Annotated in this window: 18 protein-coding genes; 8 read left to right on the top strand and 10 right to left on the bottom strand. The window is 72.3% G+C overall.

The features are described from left to right. Window positions 1–22: 22 nt before the first annotated feature. On the top strand, window positions 23–961 hold the full coding sequence (ligD, locus tag ACFFXY_RS11680; RefSeq protein WP_382350066.1) for a non-homologous end-joining DNA ligase: 939 nt from the start codon (window positions 23–25) through the stop codon (window positions 959–961). Beyond that, a complete protein-coding gene (gene ligD, locus ACFFXY_RS11675) occupies window positions 961–1935 on the top strand; it encodes a non-homologous end-joining DNA ligase (protein WP_382350063.1) in 975 nt (324 codons plus the stop codon). Before ligD (ACFFXY_RS11680) ends, ligD (ACFFXY_RS11675) begins: the two co-directional genes overlap by 1 nt. Before the next feature lie 41 nt (window positions 1936–1976). Here the strand turns inward: ligD (ACFFXY_RS11675) and ku are convergent, their stop codons facing one another. Next, window positions 1977–2867, bottom strand: a complete 891-nt coding sequence (gene ku / locus ACFFXY_RS11670) for a non-homologous end joining protein Ku (protein WP_382350060.1) — start codon at window positions 2865–2867, stop codon at window positions 1977–1979. Window positions 2868–2946: 79 nt separating this feature from the next. On the opposite strand from ku, the gene ACFFXY_RS11665 reads away from it, so the two are divergent. Further along, complete coding sequence (locus ACFFXY_RS11665; protein WP_382350057.1) at window positions 2947–3543, top strand: ATP-dependent DNA ligase; 597 nt, start codon at window positions 2947–2949, stop codon at window positions 3541–3543. Window positions 3544–3605: 62 nt separating this feature from the next. Here the strand turns inward: ACFFXY_RS11665 and ACFFXY_RS11660 are convergent, their stop codons facing one another. Beyond that, window positions 3606–4754, bottom strand: a complete 1149-nt coding sequence (locus ACFFXY_RS11660; protein ID WP_382350054.1) for a hypothetical protein — start codon at window positions 4752–4754, stop codon at window positions 3606–3608. Between the two features lie 125 nt (window positions 4755–4879). Then, a complete protein-coding gene (locus tag ACFFXY_RS11655) occupies window positions 4880–5353 on the bottom strand; it encodes a VOC family protein (RefSeq protein ID WP_382350051.1) in 474 nt (157 codons plus the stop codon). Between the two features lie 198 nt (window positions 5354–5551). Between ACFFXY_RS11655 and ACFFXY_RS11650 the strand changes: the two genes are divergently transcribed. From ACFFXY_RS11650 to ACFFXY_RS11640, 3 genes are all read left to right on the top strand, one after another. Then, window positions 5552–5812, top strand: coding sequence for a hypothetical protein (locus ACFFXY_RS11650; RefSeq protein ID WP_359952693.1), 261 nt, complete (start codon window positions 5552–5554; stop codon window positions 5810–5812). Window positions 5813–5953: 141 nt separating this feature from the next. Further along, entirely contained in the window at window positions 5954–6718 is a 765-nt protein-coding gene (locus ACFFXY_RS11645) for a hypothetical protein (protein ID WP_382350048.1), read from the top strand. A gap of 4 nt (window positions 6719–6722) precedes the next feature. Next, on the top strand, window positions 6723–7241 hold the full coding sequence (locus tag ACFFXY_RS11640; RefSeq protein WP_382350045.1) for a hypothetical protein: 519 nt from the start codon (window positions 6723–6725) through the stop codon (window positions 7239–7241). A 211-nt stretch (window positions 7242–7452) separates the two neighbouring features. Here the strand turns inward: ACFFXY_RS11640 and ACFFXY_RS11635 are convergent, their stop codons facing one another. After that, window positions 7453–8919 (bottom strand): catalase, encoded by a 1467-nt coding sequence (locus ACFFXY_RS11635; RefSeq protein ID WP_382350042.1) that lies wholly within the window; start codon window positions 8917–8919, stop codon window positions 7453–7455. A 233-nt stretch (window positions 8920–9152) separates the two neighbouring features. Between ACFFXY_RS11635 and ACFFXY_RS11630 the strand changes: the two genes are divergently transcribed. Next, the gene (locus tag ACFFXY_RS11630) at window positions 9153–9944 is read left to right on the top strand and encodes a MarR family winged helix-turn-helix transcriptional regulator (RefSeq protein ID WP_382350039.1); all 792 of its coding nucleotides are present in this window, start codon (window positions 9153–9155) and stop codon (window positions 9942–9944) included. A 79-nt stretch (window positions 9945–10023) separates the two neighbouring features. On the opposite strand, the gene ACFFXY_RS11625 is transcribed toward ACFFXY_RS11630, so the two are convergent. The 4 genes from ACFFXY_RS11625 to ACFFXY_RS11610 form a co-directional block, all read right to left on the bottom strand. Next, window positions 10024–12030: a glycosyltransferase gene (locus ACFFXY_RS11625; RefSeq protein WP_382350036.1), complete on the bottom strand. Its 2007-nt coding sequence runs from the start codon at window positions 12028–12030 to the stop codon at window positions 10024–10026. 92 nt (window positions 12031–12122) lie between these two features. Continuing rightward, window positions 12123–13592, bottom strand: a complete 1470-nt coding sequence (locus ACFFXY_RS11620) for a sensor histidine kinase (RefSeq protein WP_382350034.1) — start codon at window positions 13590–13592, stop codon at window positions 12123–12125. 35 nt (window positions 13593–13627) lie between these two features. Then, entirely contained in the window at window positions 13628–14317 is a 690-nt protein-coding gene (locus tag ACFFXY_RS11615; RefSeq protein WP_382350629.1) for a response regulator transcription factor, read from the bottom strand. A 137-nt stretch (window positions 14318–14454) separates the two neighbouring features. Then, window positions 14455–14982 (bottom strand): twin-arginine translocation signal domain-containing protein, encoded by a 528-nt coding sequence (locus ACFFXY_RS11610; RefSeq protein ID WP_382350031.1) that lies wholly within the window; start codon window positions 14980–14982, stop codon window positions 14455–14457. A 165-nt stretch (window positions 14983–15147) separates the two neighbouring features. Between ACFFXY_RS11610 and ACFFXY_RS11605 the strand changes: the two genes are divergently transcribed. After that, window positions 15148–17694, top strand: coding sequence for a helix-turn-helix domain-containing protein (locus ACFFXY_RS11605; RefSeq protein WP_382350028.1), 2547 nt, complete (start codon window positions 15148–15150; stop codon window positions 17692–17694). A gap of 40 nt (window positions 17695–17734) precedes the next feature. Here the strand turns inward: ACFFXY_RS11605 and ACFFXY_RS11600 are convergent, their stop codons facing one another. Both ACFFXY_RS11600 and ACFFXY_RS11595 read right to left on the bottom strand, forming a co-directional pair. Beyond that, a complete protein-coding gene (locus ACFFXY_RS11600) occupies window positions 17735–18688 on the bottom strand; it encodes a DUF389 domain-containing protein (RefSeq protein ID WP_382350025.1) in 954 nt (317 codons plus the stop codon). A gap of 49 nt (window positions 18689–18737) precedes the next feature. Beyond that, the gene (locus ACFFXY_RS11595; RefSeq protein WP_382350022.1) at window positions 18738–19001 is read right to left on the bottom strand and encodes a GlsB/YeaQ/YmgE family stress response membrane protein; all 264 of its coding nucleotides are present in this window, start codon (window positions 18999–19001) and stop codon (window positions 18738–18740) included. Window positions 19002–19018 lie beyond the last annotated feature (17 nt).

Below are 19018 nucleotides of genomic sequence, written 5' to 3'. Positions count from 1 at the left end.
GCATGACACGGGGGGACCAGTCATGACCGGGTTCCGGGAGCCGATGCTCGCCACGCCCACCGAGCGCCGGTTCTCCGGGGACGACTGGGTGTTCGAGCGCAAGCTCGACGGGATGCGGGCCGTCGCGGGCCGCGACGGGGGCGCGCCGCGCCTGTGGTCGCGCACCGGGCGGCCGATCGAGGCGGGGTTCCCGGAGATCGCCGCGGCGCTCGCGGACCTGGGCGGGCCGCGGTTCACCGCGGACGGCGAGATCGTGGCGTTCGACGGCGCGCAGACGAGCTTCGCGCGGCTCCAGGCCAGGACCCACCTGACCGACCCGGACCGGATCGCCGCGACGGGCGTGCGCGTCCACTACTACCTGTTCGACCTCCTGTCGCTGGAGGGCGAGGACACCACGCGCCTGCCGCTGCGCGACCGCAAGCGGCTCCTGCGGGCGGCCTTCGCGTTCCGGGACCCGCTGCGGTACTCCGCGCACCGCAACGGCGAGGGCGAAGCGTTCTTCGCGGACGCGTGCGGTCGCGGCTGGGAGGGCGTGATCGCCAAGCGCGCGGCCTCGCGCTACCACGGCGGCCGGTCGAAGAACTGGCTCAAGCTCAAGTGCGTGCGGGGCCAGGAGTTCGTCGTCGGCGGGTTCACCGACCCGCAGGGCGCGCGCACCGGGTTCGGGGCGCTCCTCGTCGGCTACCACGACGGGCGCGGCCCGCTGCGGTACGCGGGGAAGGTGGGCACCGGGTACGACGAGCGGACCCTGCGGGGCCTGCGCGAGCGCCTGGACGCGCTCGCCGCGCCGCAGAGCCCGTTCGGGGACCCGGTCCGCGAGCGCGCGCACTGGGTCCGCCCCGAGCTGGTCGTCCAGGTCGCGTTCACGGAGTGGACGGCCGACGGGATGCTGCGCCACCCGCGGTTCCAGGGCGAGCGCGCCGACAAGGCGGCCCGGGACGTGGTCAGGGAGGCCGCCTGATGGCCCGGCCGGAGTACACCGAGGCCGGGGGCCGGCGCATCAAGGTCCCGCACCCGGACAAGGAGATGTACCCCGGCGAGGGGATCACCGCGGCCGACGTGCTCGACCACTACCGGGCGGTCGCGCCGGTGATGCTCCCCCACCTGGCGGGGCGGCCGCTGACGCTGCTGCGCCACCCGGACGGGATCGGCGCGGAGGGGTTCTTCCAGCGGCACGCGATGGACTACTTCCCCGAGTGGGTGCCCACGGTGGTGCTCCCGAAGCGCGACGGCACGCCCGCGGCGTCGGTCGTGTGCGACGACGAGGCGACCCTCGTCTACCTGGCGGCGCACAGCGCGATCGAGTTCCACATCCGGCCTTCCACGGTGGAGGCGATCGACTTCCCGGACCGGCTGGTGGTGGACATCGACCCGCCCGGCGGTGCTGGTGACGGCGCCCCGGTGGCGGCGCTGCGGGACGTGGCGCGGCGGGTCCGCGACCTGCTCGCCGACCTCGGGTTCACGCCGTTCCTCCAGACCACCGGCGGGCGCGGCTTCCACGTCGTGGCGCCGCTGGACCGCGGCGAGGACTTCCGGTTCGTCAGGGATCTCGCGGGCGACCTCACCGCGCACCTCGCGCGCGCCGACCCGGACCTGCTCACGGTCCAGCACCGCATCGACAAGCGGGAGGGCCGGATCTTCCTGGACGTCAACCGCAACGGCCGGGCGCAGACGTTCGCGGCCCCGTACACGCTGCGGGCCAGGCCCGGCGCGGGCGTGGCGGTGCCGTTGGACTGGAGCGAGCTCGGCCGCGCCGTCCCCGGCGGGCACACCATCCGCACCATCCGCAGGCGCTTGGCGCGCAAGGCGGACCCGTGGGCGGACATGGACGCGCACGCGGCCCCGGCGGGGCCCGCGCGCGAGCGGCTGGACGAGTTGATCGGCCCGCGGCGGGCCGCCAGGAGCGCGGCGCGGCGCAGGCGCCTCGCCCGCTGAGCCGCTGAGCCGCTGAGCCGTCAAGCCCTGGGGCCGCTGGGTCAGGCGCTCTTGCGGGCGGTCTTCTTCGCGGTCTTCTTGGCGGGGGCCTTGCGTGCGGCCTTCTTGGCGGTCTTCTTCGCCGCTTTCTTCGCGGTCTTCTTGGCGGCCTTGCCCGCGGTCTTCTTCGCGGGCCGCCGCTTCTGGTCGACGGACTGCTGGAGCGCGTCCATGAGGTCGATGACCTTGGCCTTCGGCCGCTCGCGCTTCGACTTCGGGGCGGTGCGGCCGTCGTGCTTCGCCTCGATGAGGTCGGCGAGGGCCTCCTGGTAGGCGTCGGTGTAGCCCTCGGGGTGGAAGTCGGCGGCCATGGCGTCGATGAGCGTCCCGGCCATCTCCAGCTCCTGCTTGCGCACGTCCCCGTCGAGGTCGGCGGTCTGCGGCTTGCGGATCTCGTCGGGCCACAGCATCGTGTGCATGACCAGGGCCTCGCCGCGCGGGCGCAGCGCCGCGAGGCTCTCGCGGCGGCGCAGGGTCACCTTGACGACCGCGATGCGGCCCTGGGCGACGAGGGCCTCGCGCAGCAGCGCGTACGGGCGAGCGCCCGTCTTGTCCGGTTCGAGGTAGTAGCTCTTGTCGTAGTAGATCGGGTCGATCTGCTCGCCGGGCACGAACTCCAGGACCTCGATGATCTTCGAGGTGCTCACCGGCAGGTCCTTCAGGTCGTCCTCGTCGAGGAGGACCACCTCGTCGTCGGGGGTCTCGAAGCCCTTGACGATCTCGTCGGGGTCCACCGGCTCGTCGTCGATCTCGCAGACCTTCAGGTACCTGATCCGGCCCTCGTCGGCCGCGTGGTACTGGTGGAGGCCCAGGTCGTGGCTCCCGGTGGCCGCGGTGACCTTGATCGGGATGCTGACCAGGCCGAACGCTATCGCCCCGCTCCAGATCGCCATGGACTCAGGATGACACCGATGCGCGAGCGGCAGGAGTGAAACCTGAGAGTTCCTTCGCTAAACGTCCTAAGCTCGGCACGTGGACCTGCCCGCACCGATGCTGCCCGTCCCCGGACCGCCGCCCGCCGAGGGCGGCTGGTCCTACGAGCGCGAGCACGGCGGCGTCCGCGTCGTCTGCGGCGCCCACGACGGGCGCTGGCGCATGCTCACCCGCTACGGCACCGACCTCGCCGACCGCTTCCCCGAACTCGGCGGCATCGCCGACCTCCGCGGCACCGCCCTCGACGGCGAACTGGTCCTCTCCCCCACCGCCGCGCGCCGCCTCTACACGGACCCGGCCGACGCGGCCCGCCTCGCCGACGCCTACCCCGCCGCGGTCGCCGTCTTCGACGTCCTCGCCCTCAACGGCGTCGACGTCCGCCACGAGCCCTACATCTACCGCCGCATCGTCCTCGACAGCCTCGGCCTCGGCGGCGACAACTGGTGCACCCGCCCCTGGACCAGCGACCCGCCCGCCACTCCCCAAGGCGCCCTCGCCAAACGCCTCGACAGCCCCTACCTCAGCGGCCGCTCCCGCCGCTGGCGCCGCCTCCACCCCGCCCGCCCAAATGCCGAACCCCGCCCAACCGGGCCACGACCCGACTTCGATGAAAGTCGTCTTCGACCAGTGTGGTGACACTCCCCGACGGCGCCTTGAACACCGCATACCCGAGCGCCTCGAACGGTCCGGCGCGCACTTCAGAGGGAGCGGGGGCGGGGGATTCGGTCGATTTCGGGGTCCTTCTTCTTCCACTTGGGGTAGCCCTTGAGGTACTGGCCGGTCTTGTACTCCAGATGGGGGACGGCCTCGATGGGGACGTCGGTGACGTTGGCGGCCCAGGTGATGAAGTCGGGCATGAGGTCGCGGACGGCGCGGACGACGGGGTCGCGGGGTTCGTACTTGCTGGGGAGGTAGCGCTCCAGGAAGACGAAGGAGCTGACGGGGCTGACGGAGAAGCCGTTGAAGCCGTGGAACCAGCACATCTCGTCGATGGCCTTGATGTGCGGCTCGTCGAGCTTGCGGTTGCCGGTGATGAGGTACATCAGGAACGCGCCGTTGCGCAGGGCCTGCTCGTCGTCGGTGGGCTTGACCATCGCGGAGGTGTCGATCTCCAGTTGCGGGAGCATCCGCATGCGCGCCTTCCACAGAGCGCGGACCGACACGAAGCTGAAGTCGAGCTTCGAGGCGTCGCCGCCGACGCAGAAGATGTCCCAGTCCTCCAGTGACCTGAAGGTGCCCTTGAAGACCTCCTCGGGCTCGCACCGGCGCGGCGGGTAGAGCCGGTCGTGGAAGAACGAGTTCCGCTCGATGTGCGGGCCCAGCAGCTCCTCGATGTCGGGGTGGTGGCCGCAGGTGGAGACCATGTCGAAGTGGAAGTCGGAGTAGTCGACGGTGTACGAGAGCGCGAAGTCCCCGCTCGGCGCGCGGAACGACATGAAGTACGTGCGGCAGTCGCCGTACACGTCGCCGGCCTCCCAGCACGCGTCGAGGACGAGCTCCTCGCCGTACCAGCTCGGCGCCGGAATGCCCAGGCGCACAAGGCGTTCCAGGCCCTTGACGGCGGCGCGGCGGCCGCCCGGGGAGTCGGCGAGGTCGGCGAGCGTCGCGAGGCTCGCGGCGGCGTAGGCGTCGGCGCGGTTGACGAAGTACTGCACGGCGACCATCTGGAGCTCGGCCACCGAGACGCCCTGCACCTCGGGGATGGTCGAGTGGAGCCACATGCTCCCGAGGAACGCGGAGATGTTGGCCTCGTTCTTGATGCGGTTCTCGGGGTCCGGGGTCTGGTCGGCCGGCAGGCCGTCGAGGACCCCCATCCACTTCTCGCGGTGCGTCTCGTCCAGCGGCATCGGGTGTCCCCTTCCGGAAGTCCAGGAGTCGAGTATGCCCTCCGACACGGAGCGTACTCAACATCCATGCTGTGCCGAAAGCCCGTTTCGCGGAGGGGACACCGGACCGCGGCCGACGCCCCGGTTCAGGCGGCGTCGAACGCGGCTTGCAGCGCAACGGGGTCGAGCTTCCCCATGCGCAGCATCGCCGCGACCACGGCCTGGGCCTTGACCTGGTTCGGGTCCTTCTGGAGCTCGAACATCAGCGTGGGCGTGACCTGCCACGACAGCCCGAACTTGTCCTTGAGCCACCCGCACGGCCCCTCCTCGCCGCCTTCGGCGAGCCGGGCCCAGAAGTAGTCGACCTCCTCGGCGGTCTCGCAGTGGACCATGAGCGAGACCGAGGTGTTGAACCCCTCCGACGCGCCGCCGTTCAGCGCGATGTACCGCCGCCCGGCCAGTTCGAAGTCGACGGTGAGCACGGTCCCGGGCTCGCCGGGCCCGCCCGTGCCGTTCTCGGTGACCTCCAGGATCTTCCCGTCCTCGAAGATCGAGGTGTAGTGCTCGGCCGCGTCCATCGCCTGGCCGTCGAACCACAGGAACGTCGTGACTTCCTTCATGATCGGCATCCTCCGAATCGATCCGCCGCGCCTCCCTTGAGGAGCGGCCGGTTCCGAAACTACCGATCAGGGCCGCGCCGGTCTTGAACGAAACGAGCGTCCCTCCGCGGCGGTTCACGCGGGCCGCGCATCGCGGCTACCGTTGTAGGCACCGACCTGGGCCGTGTCGGCCCTCGACCCGTGAAAGAGGACTGCCCCGTGGCGAGTACCGCAGAGATCAAGGCTCAGATCCAGTCCGCGATCGAGCAGGCGAACGAGGCGATCGGCCAGATCGGCGCGGCCCAGACGCAGATCGAGACCTCGATCGGCACCGGCAGCGCCGCCACCCAGGACACCTCCAGCGCCCTCCCCGGCGAGGCCCTCGGCCAGTGGCAGCAGGCCAAGGAGCAGCTCGAAGAGGCCGTCACCCTCGTCCTCGCCGCCAACCAGTCCTTCGAGCAGTACGCCAACACCATCTGACGCACGACCGCGCCGCGGCCGGAAGCCCTGTGCTTCCGGCCGCGGTTTGTCGATTTGTCGACACGTTGAGGGACTGCGCGACTCGGGTCATTTCGGTACGATTGGCAGGCAGCCGTCCCCCTCAGCTCGTTGGAGCCGCCCGTGTCGCTGCTGAGCAACCTCATCGCCGAACTCTCCGCGCTCGTCGAACGCAGCCGCGAGTCCCGCGCGAACTTGAAAGGCGCCGCCGACCAGCTCGGACGCGTCTACGAGAAGACCCGGGCCACCACCGTCGGATCTGCCAGCGAGCAGGTCACCGAAGGGCTCGGGCAGCTTCACGGCGGCATCGGGAAGATCGAGGAGGCGCAGCGCCTCCTCAGTGCCGGAGACGGCAAGTGGCAGTCCTACCTGGCAGTCCTCACCAGCGCCTCGGGCGGCGGCACGGTTCCGAGCCCCCGGGCGCGACCGCCGTTATCGGGCTCCGGGAACGGGGTGCCGATTCGCAAGCCGACCCATGACGAGATCCGGCCGCCCTTACCGCGGCGGCACCGACTCGCCCGGATCGATCGCAAGTCCCGGATCAGACCCGATAACACGGTTATCCTGCCTGGCGTCGACGTCGAAGGCGACCTCGACGCGATCCGCACGGGCAAGGCGTCTTGGAATGACAAGACGGGGCGGTACGAACTCAACGGCCGCATCTGGGGCGTACACGGCAATGGAACTGTGTTCCCCGTGTCCGGCACCGGATTCGAGCAGCTCACCCGGGAACAGTTCAAGGCACTCACGGAACTCATCTCCGCTGACCGCCCGGTCGGGGTGTGGCCGAGGAGCCATCTGAAGAACCCGCATATCTCCAAGTCCGATTGGGACCGCGCCGCCGAGGTCTACCAGTACCATCCACGCCACAACCGAGGAGCGCCGTGAGCCCATGGACTACCTGATCAACTTCGCCTCATCCGCGTCCCCCGCGCGGGTGAAAGAGGCGGTCCTCGCCCAGTGGCCGCTCGCTCCTGCCGCCGTGTTCGCCGGAACCATCAGCGAGTTCGACGAATATGAAGGACCGAAGCTTATCGTGCTGATCCAGTCGGGTCTGCGCCCGGGGTCGGATTTCGACACGGAGTTGGACGCCGGCCAGGTCCTCGCCGATCTCCTCGGCGGGTTGAGCGAACTGCACGTGACCACGTTGCTGTGCAAGGCGATCGGCACACGGGCGCTCATCACCGACGGCGGGCGTTCGGACCTGACGTGGATGCTGGTGACCGAGGACGGGTGGCACGGCCGGGTCGTCCTCCGCGACGACATGGAGGACGACGAGATGATCATCGACTATGCGCTCCAACCAGTGCCGTGCGCGCCCGAGATCCCCGTGCGGGAACCGGCGCCCTGGCAGCGCGGCTGGTACGACGACGGCGTGATCCCCACCGCCGGGTACCTCGACATCGACTGAGCCCCTTGTGAGAGCGAAAGGCCGAGGGCCCCGTGCCTGGTGGCGCGGGGCCCTCGGTCGCCGTTCCGGGTAAAGCCCTTTGAACCCGGGGCGGCTGCGGCTCTCGTCGGCGGTTCCTGTGACAGGGGGCGCCGACGCGGCAGAGCCGGGGTCGGGCGCGGTCCGCGGTCCCCGGCGGCTTCTTCTTGGGGACAGCGGTGCGCCCGGCGTCTCAGCGGAGTTTCGCGACCGCCTCGGTGAGGCGGGCGCCGAAGTCGGCGTCGGCCTTGGCGAAGTTGGCGATGGCGCGGTCGGCGATGTCGTCGCGGGTGACCTTGGCGATGAACCCGGCGAGGTTGGCGATGAGGCGGTCCCGCTCGTCGGCGGTCATGAGGCGATAGAGGTCCCCGGCCTGGACGAAGTCGTCGTCCTCGGCGTGGTGCGGGGTCTCCCACTCGCCGGTGGGGCCGGAGACGTGGACCGGGGCCCAGAGGGGCCGACCGGTCTCGGCGGGGCCGCCGAAGGAGTTCGGCTCGTAGTTCTTCGCGCCCGCGTGGCGGCCGTCGTAGCCGAGGCCGTCGCGGTTGCCGTTGCGCGCGGTGGTCGCGTGCGGGCGGTTGACCGGGAGCTGGTCGGCGTTGATGCCGACGCGGTAGCGGTGCGCGTCGCCGTAGGCGAAGAGGCGGCCCTGGAGCATCTTGTCGGGGCTGGGCCCGATGCCGGGGACGAAGTTCGCGGGGCTGAACGCGGACTGCTCGACCTCGGCGAACACGTTGTCGGGGTTGCGGTTCAGCTCCAGCTTGCCGATGGTGATCCGCGGGTAGTCGGCGTTCGGCCAGACCTTGGTGAGGTCGAACGGGTTGAAGCGGTAGGTCGCGGCCTCGGCGGCGGGCATGATCTGGACCTGCACGGTCCACGACGGGTACTCGCCGCGCTCGATGGCCTCGCGGAGGTCGCGCTGGTGGGAGTCGGGGTCCTGCCCGGCGAGGACGGCGGCGTCCTCGGCGGTGAGGTTCTCGATGCCCTGGTCGGTCTTGAAGTGGTACTTCACCCAGAACTGCTCCCCCGCGGCGTTGACCCACTGGTAGGTGTGGGACCCGAAGCCGTCCATGTGCCGGTAGGAGGCGGGGATGCCGCGGTCGCCGAAGAGCCAGGTCACCTGGTGCGTGGACTCGGGCGAGAGGCCCCAGAAGTCCCACACGTTGTCGGCCTCCTGGGAGCCGGTGTAGGGGTCGCGCTTCTGGGTGTGGATGAAGTCGGGGAACTTGATCGCGTCGCGGATGAAGAAGACGGGGGTGTTGTTGCCGACGAGGTCGTAGTTGCCCTCCTCGGTGTAGAACTTCAGCGCGAAGCCGCGGGGGTCGCGGACGGCGTCGGCGGAGCCGAGGTTGCCTGCGACCGTGGAGAAGCGGAGGAACGTCTCGGTCTGCTTGCCGGGCGCGGAGAGGAACGCGGCGCGGGTGTACGCGGTGACGTCGGCGGTCGCGGTGAAGGTGCCGTAGGCGCCGGCCCCGCGGGCGTGGACGACGCGCTCGGGGATGCGCTCGCGGTTGAAGTGGGCGAGCTTGGCGAGGAGGACCTGGTCCTGGACGAGGAGGGGACCGCCGGGTCCGGCGGCCTCGCTCTGGTTGTTGCTGCTGACGGGCGCGCCGGTCTCGGTGGTCAGCGGTCCTGCGGCGGTGTGGTTCTCGGTGCTCACGTGCGAGCCTCCTCTGCGTGCGGCTGGTCCCCGGCTCCGGCGGCGGGCGTTCCTTGCTGGATTCGATCTTAGCTTGGACTTCGTCTAAATCAAGGGCCGGAGGCACGTGACACAGGAAACGAAGGGTCCTGCAAATAATCGAAGGTACCTGTTGTCTTTTGCAGGTACCTTCGTTTATGATGTACGAAGGAGCCTTCGGAGATCCCGGAGGTCCGTACCGAAGGGAAACAGTCATGTACGACGAACATGATGAGAACGACACGGAGCGCACCGACAGAAGCACTGACGGGGCCGCTCCCGCATGGGACGACGAGGAGACCGGCCGCAACCTCGGCGGTCGCCTCGCGTACCTCTTCCTCCTGCTGCGGCGCGGCGACGCGCACCTGCGACGCGGGGACCACCCGCGGGCGGGCGCGTTCCAGGGCCAGGGACGGGTGCTCCACCTGCTCTCGCTCCAGTCGCCGATCGCGCAGAAGGAACTCGCCTACCTGCTGGGCATCCGCTCGCAGTCGCTGGGCGAGCTGCTGGGCAAGCTCGAAGAGGCCGGGCTCGTCCGGCGCGAGCCGAGCCCGGAGGACCGCCGCACCAGCATGGTCGACCTGACCGAGGCGGGGCGCACGGCCGCCGAGCAGCGCGAGGAGACGCCCAGCGCCGACCCGTTCACCGTCCTGAGCGACGAGGAGCAGGACCAGTTGGCCGGGCTCCTCGACCGCGTCATCGGGGCCATGGAGGAGCGGCTGCCGGGCGGCGCCGACGCGCACATGCGCAAGTTCAAGCAGATGGCGTTCGGCTTCGAGGGCCGCGGCGACCACGGCTTCGGACCCGGCTTCGGCCCTGGTTTCGGTCCCGGTTTCGGTCCCGGTTTCGGTCCCGGTTTCGGTCCCGACTTCGGCGAACGGGGCCGACGCGGCCACCGCGGGCACCGCGGCGAGCGCGGCCGTGACCGCGGCGAGCGGGGCGACCGTGAACGCGGCGAACGCCGCGACCGCGACCGCTCCCCGCGCGGTGAGCGACGGGGCCGGTGAGCGCCCCGCTCCCCCGCCTCCGCCCATCAGGGCACTGAGGGCTCCGCGGACGACCGCGGAGCCCTTCGGCGTTGCGCCGCTATGCGACCGCGACGGGCTCGGGGGCCGGGACGGTCGCGGGGACGTTGGCGATGTCGAGGTACACGCGCTCGTACTCGTCCAAGGTGGCGTCGAGGTCGTGGGAGGCGATGAGGTCGAGGCTCGCCTTGCCCATGGCGGTGCGGGTCGGCTCGTCGGCGAGGATCGCGCCGAGGCGCAGCGCCAGCTCGGCGGTGTCGCCGGGCGGGTAGAGCCAGCCGTTGCGCCCGGGGCGCACCAGGTGCGGGAGGGCCATCGCGTCGGCGGCGACGACCGGCTTGCCCGCGGCCATGGCCTCCATGGTCGCGATCGACTGGAGCTCGGCGGTCCCGGGCATGCAGAACACGTGCGCGCGCTGGTTCGCCCGCACCACCTCGTCGTCGGTGACGAACCCGTGGAACACGACCCGGTCGGCGATGCCGAGGTCGGCGGCCTGGCGCTCCAGGCGCGGGCGGGCGCTGCCGTCGCCGACGATCTCGACACGCACGTCCCGCGGGAGGGACGCGGCGGCCGTGAGCAGCTCGTGGACGTTCTTCTCGGATTCGAGGCGGCCCACGAACAGCACGGTCGGGACGGGGGCTGGCCCGGCGGACCCGGCGTACCGCTCGCGGTCGATGCCGCAGGAGATCGCCATGACGGGACGGTCGAGCCCGTTGCGCTCCAGCAGCTCCGCGGCGCGCGGCGTCGGCGTGGTGCACACCGTGGCCCGGTCGTAGACCCGGGCGAGGTCGCGCCAGGCGGCGGCCGCGATGAGGCGGTGGGCCCAGCGCGGGGCGGCGAAGTCCATGAGGTTCTCGGGCATGAAGTGGTTGGTGGCGACCAGGGGCGTGCCCGCGGCGGTCGCCGCGCGCACAGCGGCGCGGCCGACGAGGAAGTGCGCCTGGGTGTGGACCACGTCGGGTTCGATCTCGGCGAGCAGGGCCGGGACGGCCTTCGCGGCGCGCCAGGGCGGGCAGAACCGGAAGTCGGGGTGGAACGGGGTGCGGAGGGCGGCGATCCGGTGGATCGTCACCCCGGCGACGGTCTCGGTGAGCGACGCGGGGCCGGGGCACACGACGTGGACCTCGTGGCCGCGCGAGACCAGGCCGACGGCGAGGCGGTGCGCGAAGTTGGCGGCGCCGTTGACGTCGGGCCAGTACGTGTCGGCGGTGATCGCGATGCGCAGCGGGCCTTCGCGGCGCGCGGCCGCGGAGGCGGCGGTGCGGGCGGGGAGGGCGCGGGCGAGGACCACGAGCCCGGCGACGGCGAGGGCGGCGGGCGCGGCCATCGCGGCGAGCGTCGTCCCGGAGGTCTCGGCGAACGCGAGGCCGCCGATGAGGACCGCGACGAGCGGGTCGACGATCGTGGTGGCGCCCACGGCGGTCGCGGCGGGTCCGGCCGCGTACGCCTTGTGGAGGAGCCAGGCCCCGGCCAGCGCCGCGGCGGCGGCTTCGGCGAGGACGGCGGCGAGCATCTCGGAGGCGATGGGGGCGACGGCGGCCGCGCGGACGAGGGCGGAGGTGAATCCGAAGAGGACGGCCGCGGCGACGGCGAAGAGGAGGGCGCGGCTCGTGCCGGTCGCGAAGCGGGCGGCGAGGGCGGCGGCGGCCGCGGCGAGCAGGGTCCACTGGGCGGCGCCGATGTCGGGGGCGGGGACGACGGCGCCGGTGCCCGAGGCGGACAGGACGGTCAGGCCGACGACGCCGAGGACGCTCATCGCGAGGGCGATGGCGACGGTGCGGGTGAGGGCGACGCCGGTGAGGACGACGGTGAGCACCAGGGCGAGCATGCCGATCGGCTGCACGACGGTGATCGGGGCGAGCGTCAGGGCGATGATGTGGAGTCCGGCGCCGAGGACGACGAGGCCGTTGCCGAGGTACCACTCGGGGGTGCGCAGGATGGTGCGGAGCGCGGACAGGCGCAGGACCGGGCCGGTGGTCGACCGGTGGACGGCCCCGTGCTGGAGGTGGGCGGCGCCGGCCATGCAGCTGGCTCCGGCGGCGGCGAGAACGATGGCCAGGATCAGCATGAGGTCCTCTCAGATCGCGGCACTTGCGGGCCGGGGGTGCGCACGGGTCCGGGACCCGTGATCCGACTCTCGCGGCCGCGGATGAAAACTTCCTAAGAGGCGGTCGGCGGTTTCCCTAAGAACTGGCGCAGCCGCCCGCTGACCGGCAGGCTCACACGCAGTTCCGCGCCGCCCGAGGGGGAGGCGCCCGCTTCGGCGTCGCCGCCGTGGGTGGCGACGACCTGGGCGACGATCGCGAGGCCGAGGCCGGAGCCGGGCATGGAGCGGGCCTCGGCGGCGCGGTAGAACCGCTCGAAGACCTTGGGCCGGTCGGATTCGCCGATGCCGGGGCCTTCGTCGGCGACGAGGAGCACGGCGCGGCTTCCGCTCGCGGAGATGCGAAGGCGCACTTCGACTATCGCGCCCGCGGGGCTCCATTTCGCGGCGTTGTCGAGGAGGTTGAGGACCATGCGGGCGAGGCCGCCGGGCTGGCCGTCCATGACGGCGGTGGCGGTGGAGACGGCGAAGACGATGCCGGGCCAGCGGGCGCGGGCGCGGGTGACCGCGCCGTGGACGACCTCGGCGAGGTCGAGGGGCACGAGCGGCTCGGGGTCGGTGTTCTCCATGGCGAGTTCGACGAGTTCGGCGGTGAGCGCGGTCAGCTCCTCGGCCTGCGTGCCGAGGTCGCGGAGCAGGCGGGCGCGGTCCTCGGCGGCGATGGTGCGGCCGGAGACGGCCTGCGTCTCGGCGTAGGTGAGGAGTTCGACGTTGTTGCGGAGGCTGGTGAGGGGGGTGCGCAGTTCGTGCCCGGCGTCCTGCACGAGCTGCTGCTGGGCGGCCTTCGCGGTGTTCAGCGCGGTCATCATGCGGTTGAACGCCGTTGCGAGCCTGGCGATCTCGTCCTGGCCGTCCACGGTGATGACGGAGTGGAGGTCCTGGGTGCGGGCGACGTCCTCGACGGCGCCGGTGAGGCGGTGGAGGGGGCGCAGGCCGGTGCGGGCGACGCCCCAGCCGACGACGCCGGCCAGGAGCGCGCCGAGGAACCCGACGTAGGCGACGAGGAACAGCAGGTCCTCAAGGACCTCTTCGATGCCGGTGACCAGGCGGGCGACCTGGACGGCGCCGTCGTCGGTGCGGATGGTCGCGACGCGGTAGACGGTCATGTCCCCCGGCCCGGCGTCGGCGATCTCCAGGCCGACGCCGTCGTCGGCGAGCAGGGGCGGGGGCGGGTAGACGCCGCCGAGCCACTGGGAGCCCTCGGTGCTGGCGACGGCGAAGCCGTCCTCGTCGAGGAAGCGGACGATGATCGGCGGGGGCGGGCCGTCGACGGTGAGGAGCCGCTGCGCCTCGGCGGGCAGCTCGTCCATCTCGCGCCAGTCGCTGGCGGGCAGGTCGACGGCGTACATGTCCTGAAGCGCGTCGTCGGGGGTCTCGGCCTGCGCGGCGGTCTCGGCGTCGTTCTGGAGCTGCATGTCGAGGTTCTCGTACATGCGCTTGCGCATCATGTACCAGGCCGAGAGCGACACGACGGCGACGGCGAACATGACGCCGATCGCGGTGAGCAGCGCGACCCGGGCGTGCATGCTCAGCCGCCCCGGGCGGGGCCGCCGCCGCAGCCTCACAGGGCCGCTTCGCGCAGCACGTAGCCGACGCCGCGGACGGTGTGCAGGAGCCGCCGCCCGCCGTCGGCCTCCAGCTTCTTGCGGAGGTACCCCAGGTAGACGTCGAGGCTGTTGGAGCCGCCGCCGTAGTCGAAGCCCCAGACCTGCTCGAACAGGACGGACCGGGTGAGGACCTGGCGCGGGTGGCGCATGAACAGTTCGAGGATCGCGAACTCGGTGCGAGTGAGGCGCACCTGGCGGCCCGCGCGCTCGACCTCGCGGGTGACGGGGTTGAGGGTGAGGTCGTCGAAGCGGTGCTCCGCGGTCTCCTCGGCGAGGGCCTCGGACCTGGTGCGGCGCACCAGGGCCCGCACGCGGGCGAGGAGCTCTTGGAGGGCGAAGGGCTTGGCGAGGTAGTCGTCGGCGCCGGAGTCGAGCCCGGCGACGCGGGCGTTGACGTCGTCGCGCGCGGTGAGCATGAGGACCGGCACGAGGTTGCCTTCGGCGCGGAGCAGGCGGCACGCCTCCAGGCCGTCGAGCACGGGCATGGTCACGTCGAGGACGACGCCGTCGGGGCGGTGCTCCCGGATGGCATCGAGGGCCTCGCGCCCGTTCTTCGCGGTGCGGACCGCGTACCCCTCGAAGCGGAAGGTCCGCGACAGCGAGTCGCACACGGCGTCCTCGTCGTCGGCGATCACGAGCAGCAATTCCACCACCTCCGTCACCGATGCTCTGCCGCCGCGTCGAGCGCGGGGTGAAGCGGCGGCCAACAGAATGCGAAGGATTGTATGGCGCGCGGGCCACCCCGGGCCGCCGAGCGGCGGCGGACCCGGGGCGCGGGGCGTCAGTTGTCGCGGATGCGGTCGTAGCGCCAGGGGATGTAGTTCTGGGCGCGCAGGTTCGCGGTGGTCACCTGGACGTGCCGCATGTCGAGCTCGGGGGTCGCCAGGTCGTAGATCCAGATCTTGCCGCTGGTGGTGCTCCACTTGTGGAACAGCATGCAGTGGTTGTCGTAGGAGTTGACGATGTCGCCGGGCTTGAGCTGGCCCCAGTTGATGCGGGTGCACAGGTCCGGGAGGGTGCGGGTGCTGTGGCCGGGGGTGGCGCTGTGCCAGGCCATGGAGACGAAGCCCGAGCAGTCCTGCCGGTACGTGTGGCCGCCTTCGATGTCGGAGGCGCGGCTGGCGCCGTTGTACTGGATGTTGCGGTTGTACCAGTTCTGCGCGCGCTCGATGACGTCGGCGCGGACGATGTTGCCGAGGTACGCGGCGTTCGCGGGACTCCCGACGGCGATCGCCGGGACGGCCGCCGCGGGGACGAGGGCGGCGGCCTGGAGCAGGCGGCGCCGGGAGAGGTTCGGTCGTTCGGTCATGACGTGCTCCTCTGAGGGGGGTTGGCCGGTACGGGATCGCCCGGCCGGTCCCCCTCATCCTTCGCGGCGGGGCGCGCGGCGGCCAGGCGGAACGACGGCGGGAAACCGGCGGCCCGGGCCGTGGGAACGCGAGGGCCCGCCGACGGGGCGGCCTATCATTGCCGCATGCCCGAAGCCCATGTCAATCTCCGGCCGCTGCGCCTGCGGGCGATGATGTCGCAGGAGGAGCTGGCCCTGAAGGCGGGCGTCGGCACGCGCACGATCCGGGACATCGAGTCGGGGCGCGTGCGGCCGCAGCCGAAGACGCTGCGCCTCATCGTGGACGCCCTGGACCTGGACGAGGACGGCCTCGCGGAGCTGAACGGGGAGCCCGCGGCCCCGCAGGCGACGGCGCCGGTGACGCTCCCCTCCGGCACGGCCCAGTTCACCGGGCGCACCGCGGCCCTCGCGGCCCTCGACGCGGCCCCGCCGCTCGTGGTCCTGACCGGGGTCGGCGGCGTCGGCAAGACCATGCTCGCGCTCCACTGGGGACACCGGTCGGCGGCGCGGTTCCCCGGCGGGCGCATCTACATCGACCTGCGCGGCTTCGGACCCGAGGGGACCGTCATGGACCCCGCCGAGGCCGTCCGCCACCTGCTCGCCTCGCTCGGCGTCGAGGCCGGGCGCCTCCCGGCCGCCCCCGAGGCGCAGATCGCGATGTACCGCAGCGTCATGGGCGCCTCGCGCCGCCTCCTCGTCCTCGACAACGCGCGGGACGCCGCCCAGGTGCGCCCGCTCCTGCCCGACGCCGCGCAGGTCCACACCGTCGTCATCAGCCGCCGCAGGCTCGTCGGGCTCGCCGTCTCGCACGGGGCCGCGGTGGTCGAGGTCGAGGCGTTCGGCACCGGCGAGGCGGGCGAACTGCTGGAGCGGCGGCTCGGGGCCGCCCGGATCGCAGCCGAACCCGAATCGGCGCAGCGGATCACCGACCTGTGCGCCGGACTCCCGCTGGCGCTCGCCATCGCCGCCGCCAGGGCCGCGGCGCAGCCGTTCCTGCCGCTGGGGGCCGTCGCCGAGGAACTGGAGCGCTCGCGGCTCGACGCGCTCGCGGTGGACGAGGACTCGGTGGACCTGCGGGCCGTGTTCTCCTGGTCCTACCGTGCGCTCGAACCCGACGCGGCCCGCCTGTTCCGGCTGCTCAGCCTCGTCCCCGGGCCCGACTTCGGGCCCGACGCCGCCGCCGCGCTCCACGGCGGCCCCGAGGCCGCCCGCGCGTTCCGCGCGCTCATCGAAGGCCACCTCGTGGAACCGGATGGCGGCGGCCGGTACCGCCTCCACGACCTCATCCGCCTCTACGCCGCCGAACTCCTCGACGCCGAATCGCCGCGGCAGGACCGCGACGCGGCCCTGGACCGCCTGCTCGACTGGTACCTCCAGAGCGCGGGCGCGTGCCGCTCCGCGCTCTACGGGGCCATGGTCGGCCTCCCGCTGCCCGAGCCGCTCCACCCGTACGCCGCGCCCGCGGACCCCGCGCAGTGGCTCGCCGCGGAGTGGGAGAACCTCTGCGCCGCAGTCGAATACGCCGCCGAGCAGGGACGGGCGCCGTTCACGTGGCTCATGGCCGACGTGGTCCGCGGATACGCCTGGCTCAACATGCTCGGCGCCGACGGCGCCCGCCTCAGCCGCAGGGCCCTCGAAGCGGCCACCGCCGCCGACGACCCGCTCGGGCACGCCGCCGCCGCGATGGCGCTCGGCTGCTCCCTGCTGCGCCTCACCGAGTACGACGAGGCCATCGCCCACCTGCGCGAAGCCGCAGCCTATGCGCGCCGGGCGGACTGGCCCGCGGGCGCGGCCTCGGCCGAAGGCAACCTCGCCGTCGCCTGCTACCACCGCGGCCGGATGCCCGAAGGTCTCGCCCACGCGCAGAACGCCCTCCACGCCTACCGCGAGATCGGCGAGCAGCGCGCCGAGACCACCAACCTGCACTGGCTCGGCCTCTTCCACTCCCTCCTCGGCGAACTCGACACCGGCATCGGGTACCTCGAACAGGCCGTCAAGCTCACCAAGGGCGCGGGCAACGACGCGATGAGCGCCATCGTGCTCACCCACCTCGCCGAGATCGAGGGCTTCCGCGGACGCCTCGACATCGCGAACGCCCACCTGGAGGAGGCCGCCGCGCTCCTCGGCGGCACCGCCCGCATCGACAAGACCGGCGACCTGCCCGGTGTGCGCGCCCGGCTCCTCCTCACCGCCGGGCGGACCGGTGAGGCCCGCGAGCTGGCGGCGCAGGTCGTGGGCGAGCGGACCGAGGCGGCCGACCACCGCATCAGGGCCGCGGGCATGGTCACGCTCGCGGCGGCCTGCGACGCCGAAGGGGACGCGGCCGAGGCGGTGGAGCTGTACGACCGCGTGCTCGCCATGACCGAGCACGACGCCACCGTGTTCCACCGCGTGGAGGCGCTGGCGGGCCGGGCGTCCGCGCTGCTCCACAACGGGGACCCCGAGGCCGGGGCGGCCGCCGAGCTGGCGCACCGGACCGCGCGGGACGCGGGCTACCGGTTCCTCGAAGGGCGCGCGCTCAACGTCCTCGCCGCGGTCGACCTGGACGCGGGCCGCACCGACGCCGCCGCCGAGCGGGCCCGCGAGGCCCTGGTCATCCACCGCGAGACCGGGCACGGCCCCGGCGAGGCCGTCTCACTCCAGCTCCTGGCGGACTGCGCCCAGGCGCAGTAACCCGCAGGAGGAAGTCCGCGAGGAGGACACCGCCGAACTGTCAGCGCACCCGCGGGGCACCGGAGGTGTTGAGGCCGAGTTCGAAGCGGCTCCAGAGGAACCGCTGGACGAGGAGGGTGCCGATCCCGGCGACGACGAGCCCGGCGAGGTTGACGCCGAGCTGGATCAGGGACGCGCCGACCTCGTCCCAGTGCGCGAGGGCGATGGCGACGGCGATGTTCCCGGCCGCGGGGACGGTGGTGACGGAGATGAAGACGCCGACGAGGGCCTGGGACTTGCGGGCGGTCATCGAGAGGATGCCGGCGACCCCGGCGAGGACGGCGACGATGAAGGACCACCGGTCGGGGTGGATGATGAAGCTGGTCAGGGGCCGGTCGTCGAGCATGGTCGGCTCGATCCAGCCGAAGACGCGGCTGAGGGCGGCGCACGCGAGGGTCACGGCGACGGCGACCGCGAACCCGACGAGGAGGGTGCGGGCGGCTCGGCCGATGAGCGGCAGGTCCCGTTGCAGCGCACCGAAGCAGAACGCGGCGACGGGCCCGAAGTCGGGACCCAGGACCATCGCGCCGACGATGAGGATCGGCTGGTCGAGGAGGGCCCCGATGGCCGCGATCTGCACGGCGAGCGCCAGGAACACCAGGTAGGACCAGGTCAGGCGGGTCTCGGCGGCGGTGCGCGCGGCGAGTTCCTCCCAGATGACGGCGTCCTCGGAGTGGCCCGGGGCGTCCGCTTCGGCCTTGTCGGCGGCGTCGGAGATCGACAGGTCGATCTCCTCGACGGTGATCGCGCCGGTCTCCTTGAGGCCCAGGGCCCGCAGGTCGGCGAGGATCTCGTTGGCGCCCTCGCGGGCCACGTCGAACTCGACGCAGTCCCCGGGCGGGTCGACCGCCGCGCCGGGCAGGCGGATCACGTTGGCGACGGCGGGGCAGTCGACGGCGGTGGTGAGGACCTCGCCGGTCAGCGCGGCCGGGGTGATGACTCGGACATGCAGCACACGGGGCATTGTGCCCCATGGCGCCCACCCGGCCGCGGACCGGCGGGCCTCAGTGGGCGGTCTTGCCGCGGCCCGAGGTGATCGCCTCGGCGACGCCGATGAGCAGCACGGACGCGATGACCGCGACGATGAAGCCCAGGATGTTCAGCTCCCAGATGTCCCCGGTGCCGAGCAGGTTGGCGATGGTGCCGCCGATGACCGATCCGACGAGGCCGAGCACGAGTGTGGCGATGATGCCGAGCGACTGCTTGCCGGGTTTGATGAGGCGCGCGAGCGCACCGATGACGAGTCCGGCGACGATGAATCCGATCATGGCGACCTCCCGTGGTC

This window comes from Glycomyces mayteni (assembly GCF_042428885.1).
Taxonomy (GTDB): Bacteria; Actinomycetota; Actinomycetes; order Mycobacteriales; family Micromonosporaceae; genus Glycomyces; species Glycomyces mayteni.
Note: the sequence above shows the minus strand (reverse complement) of the source record. Positions and strands in the feature narration are given on the sequence as shown.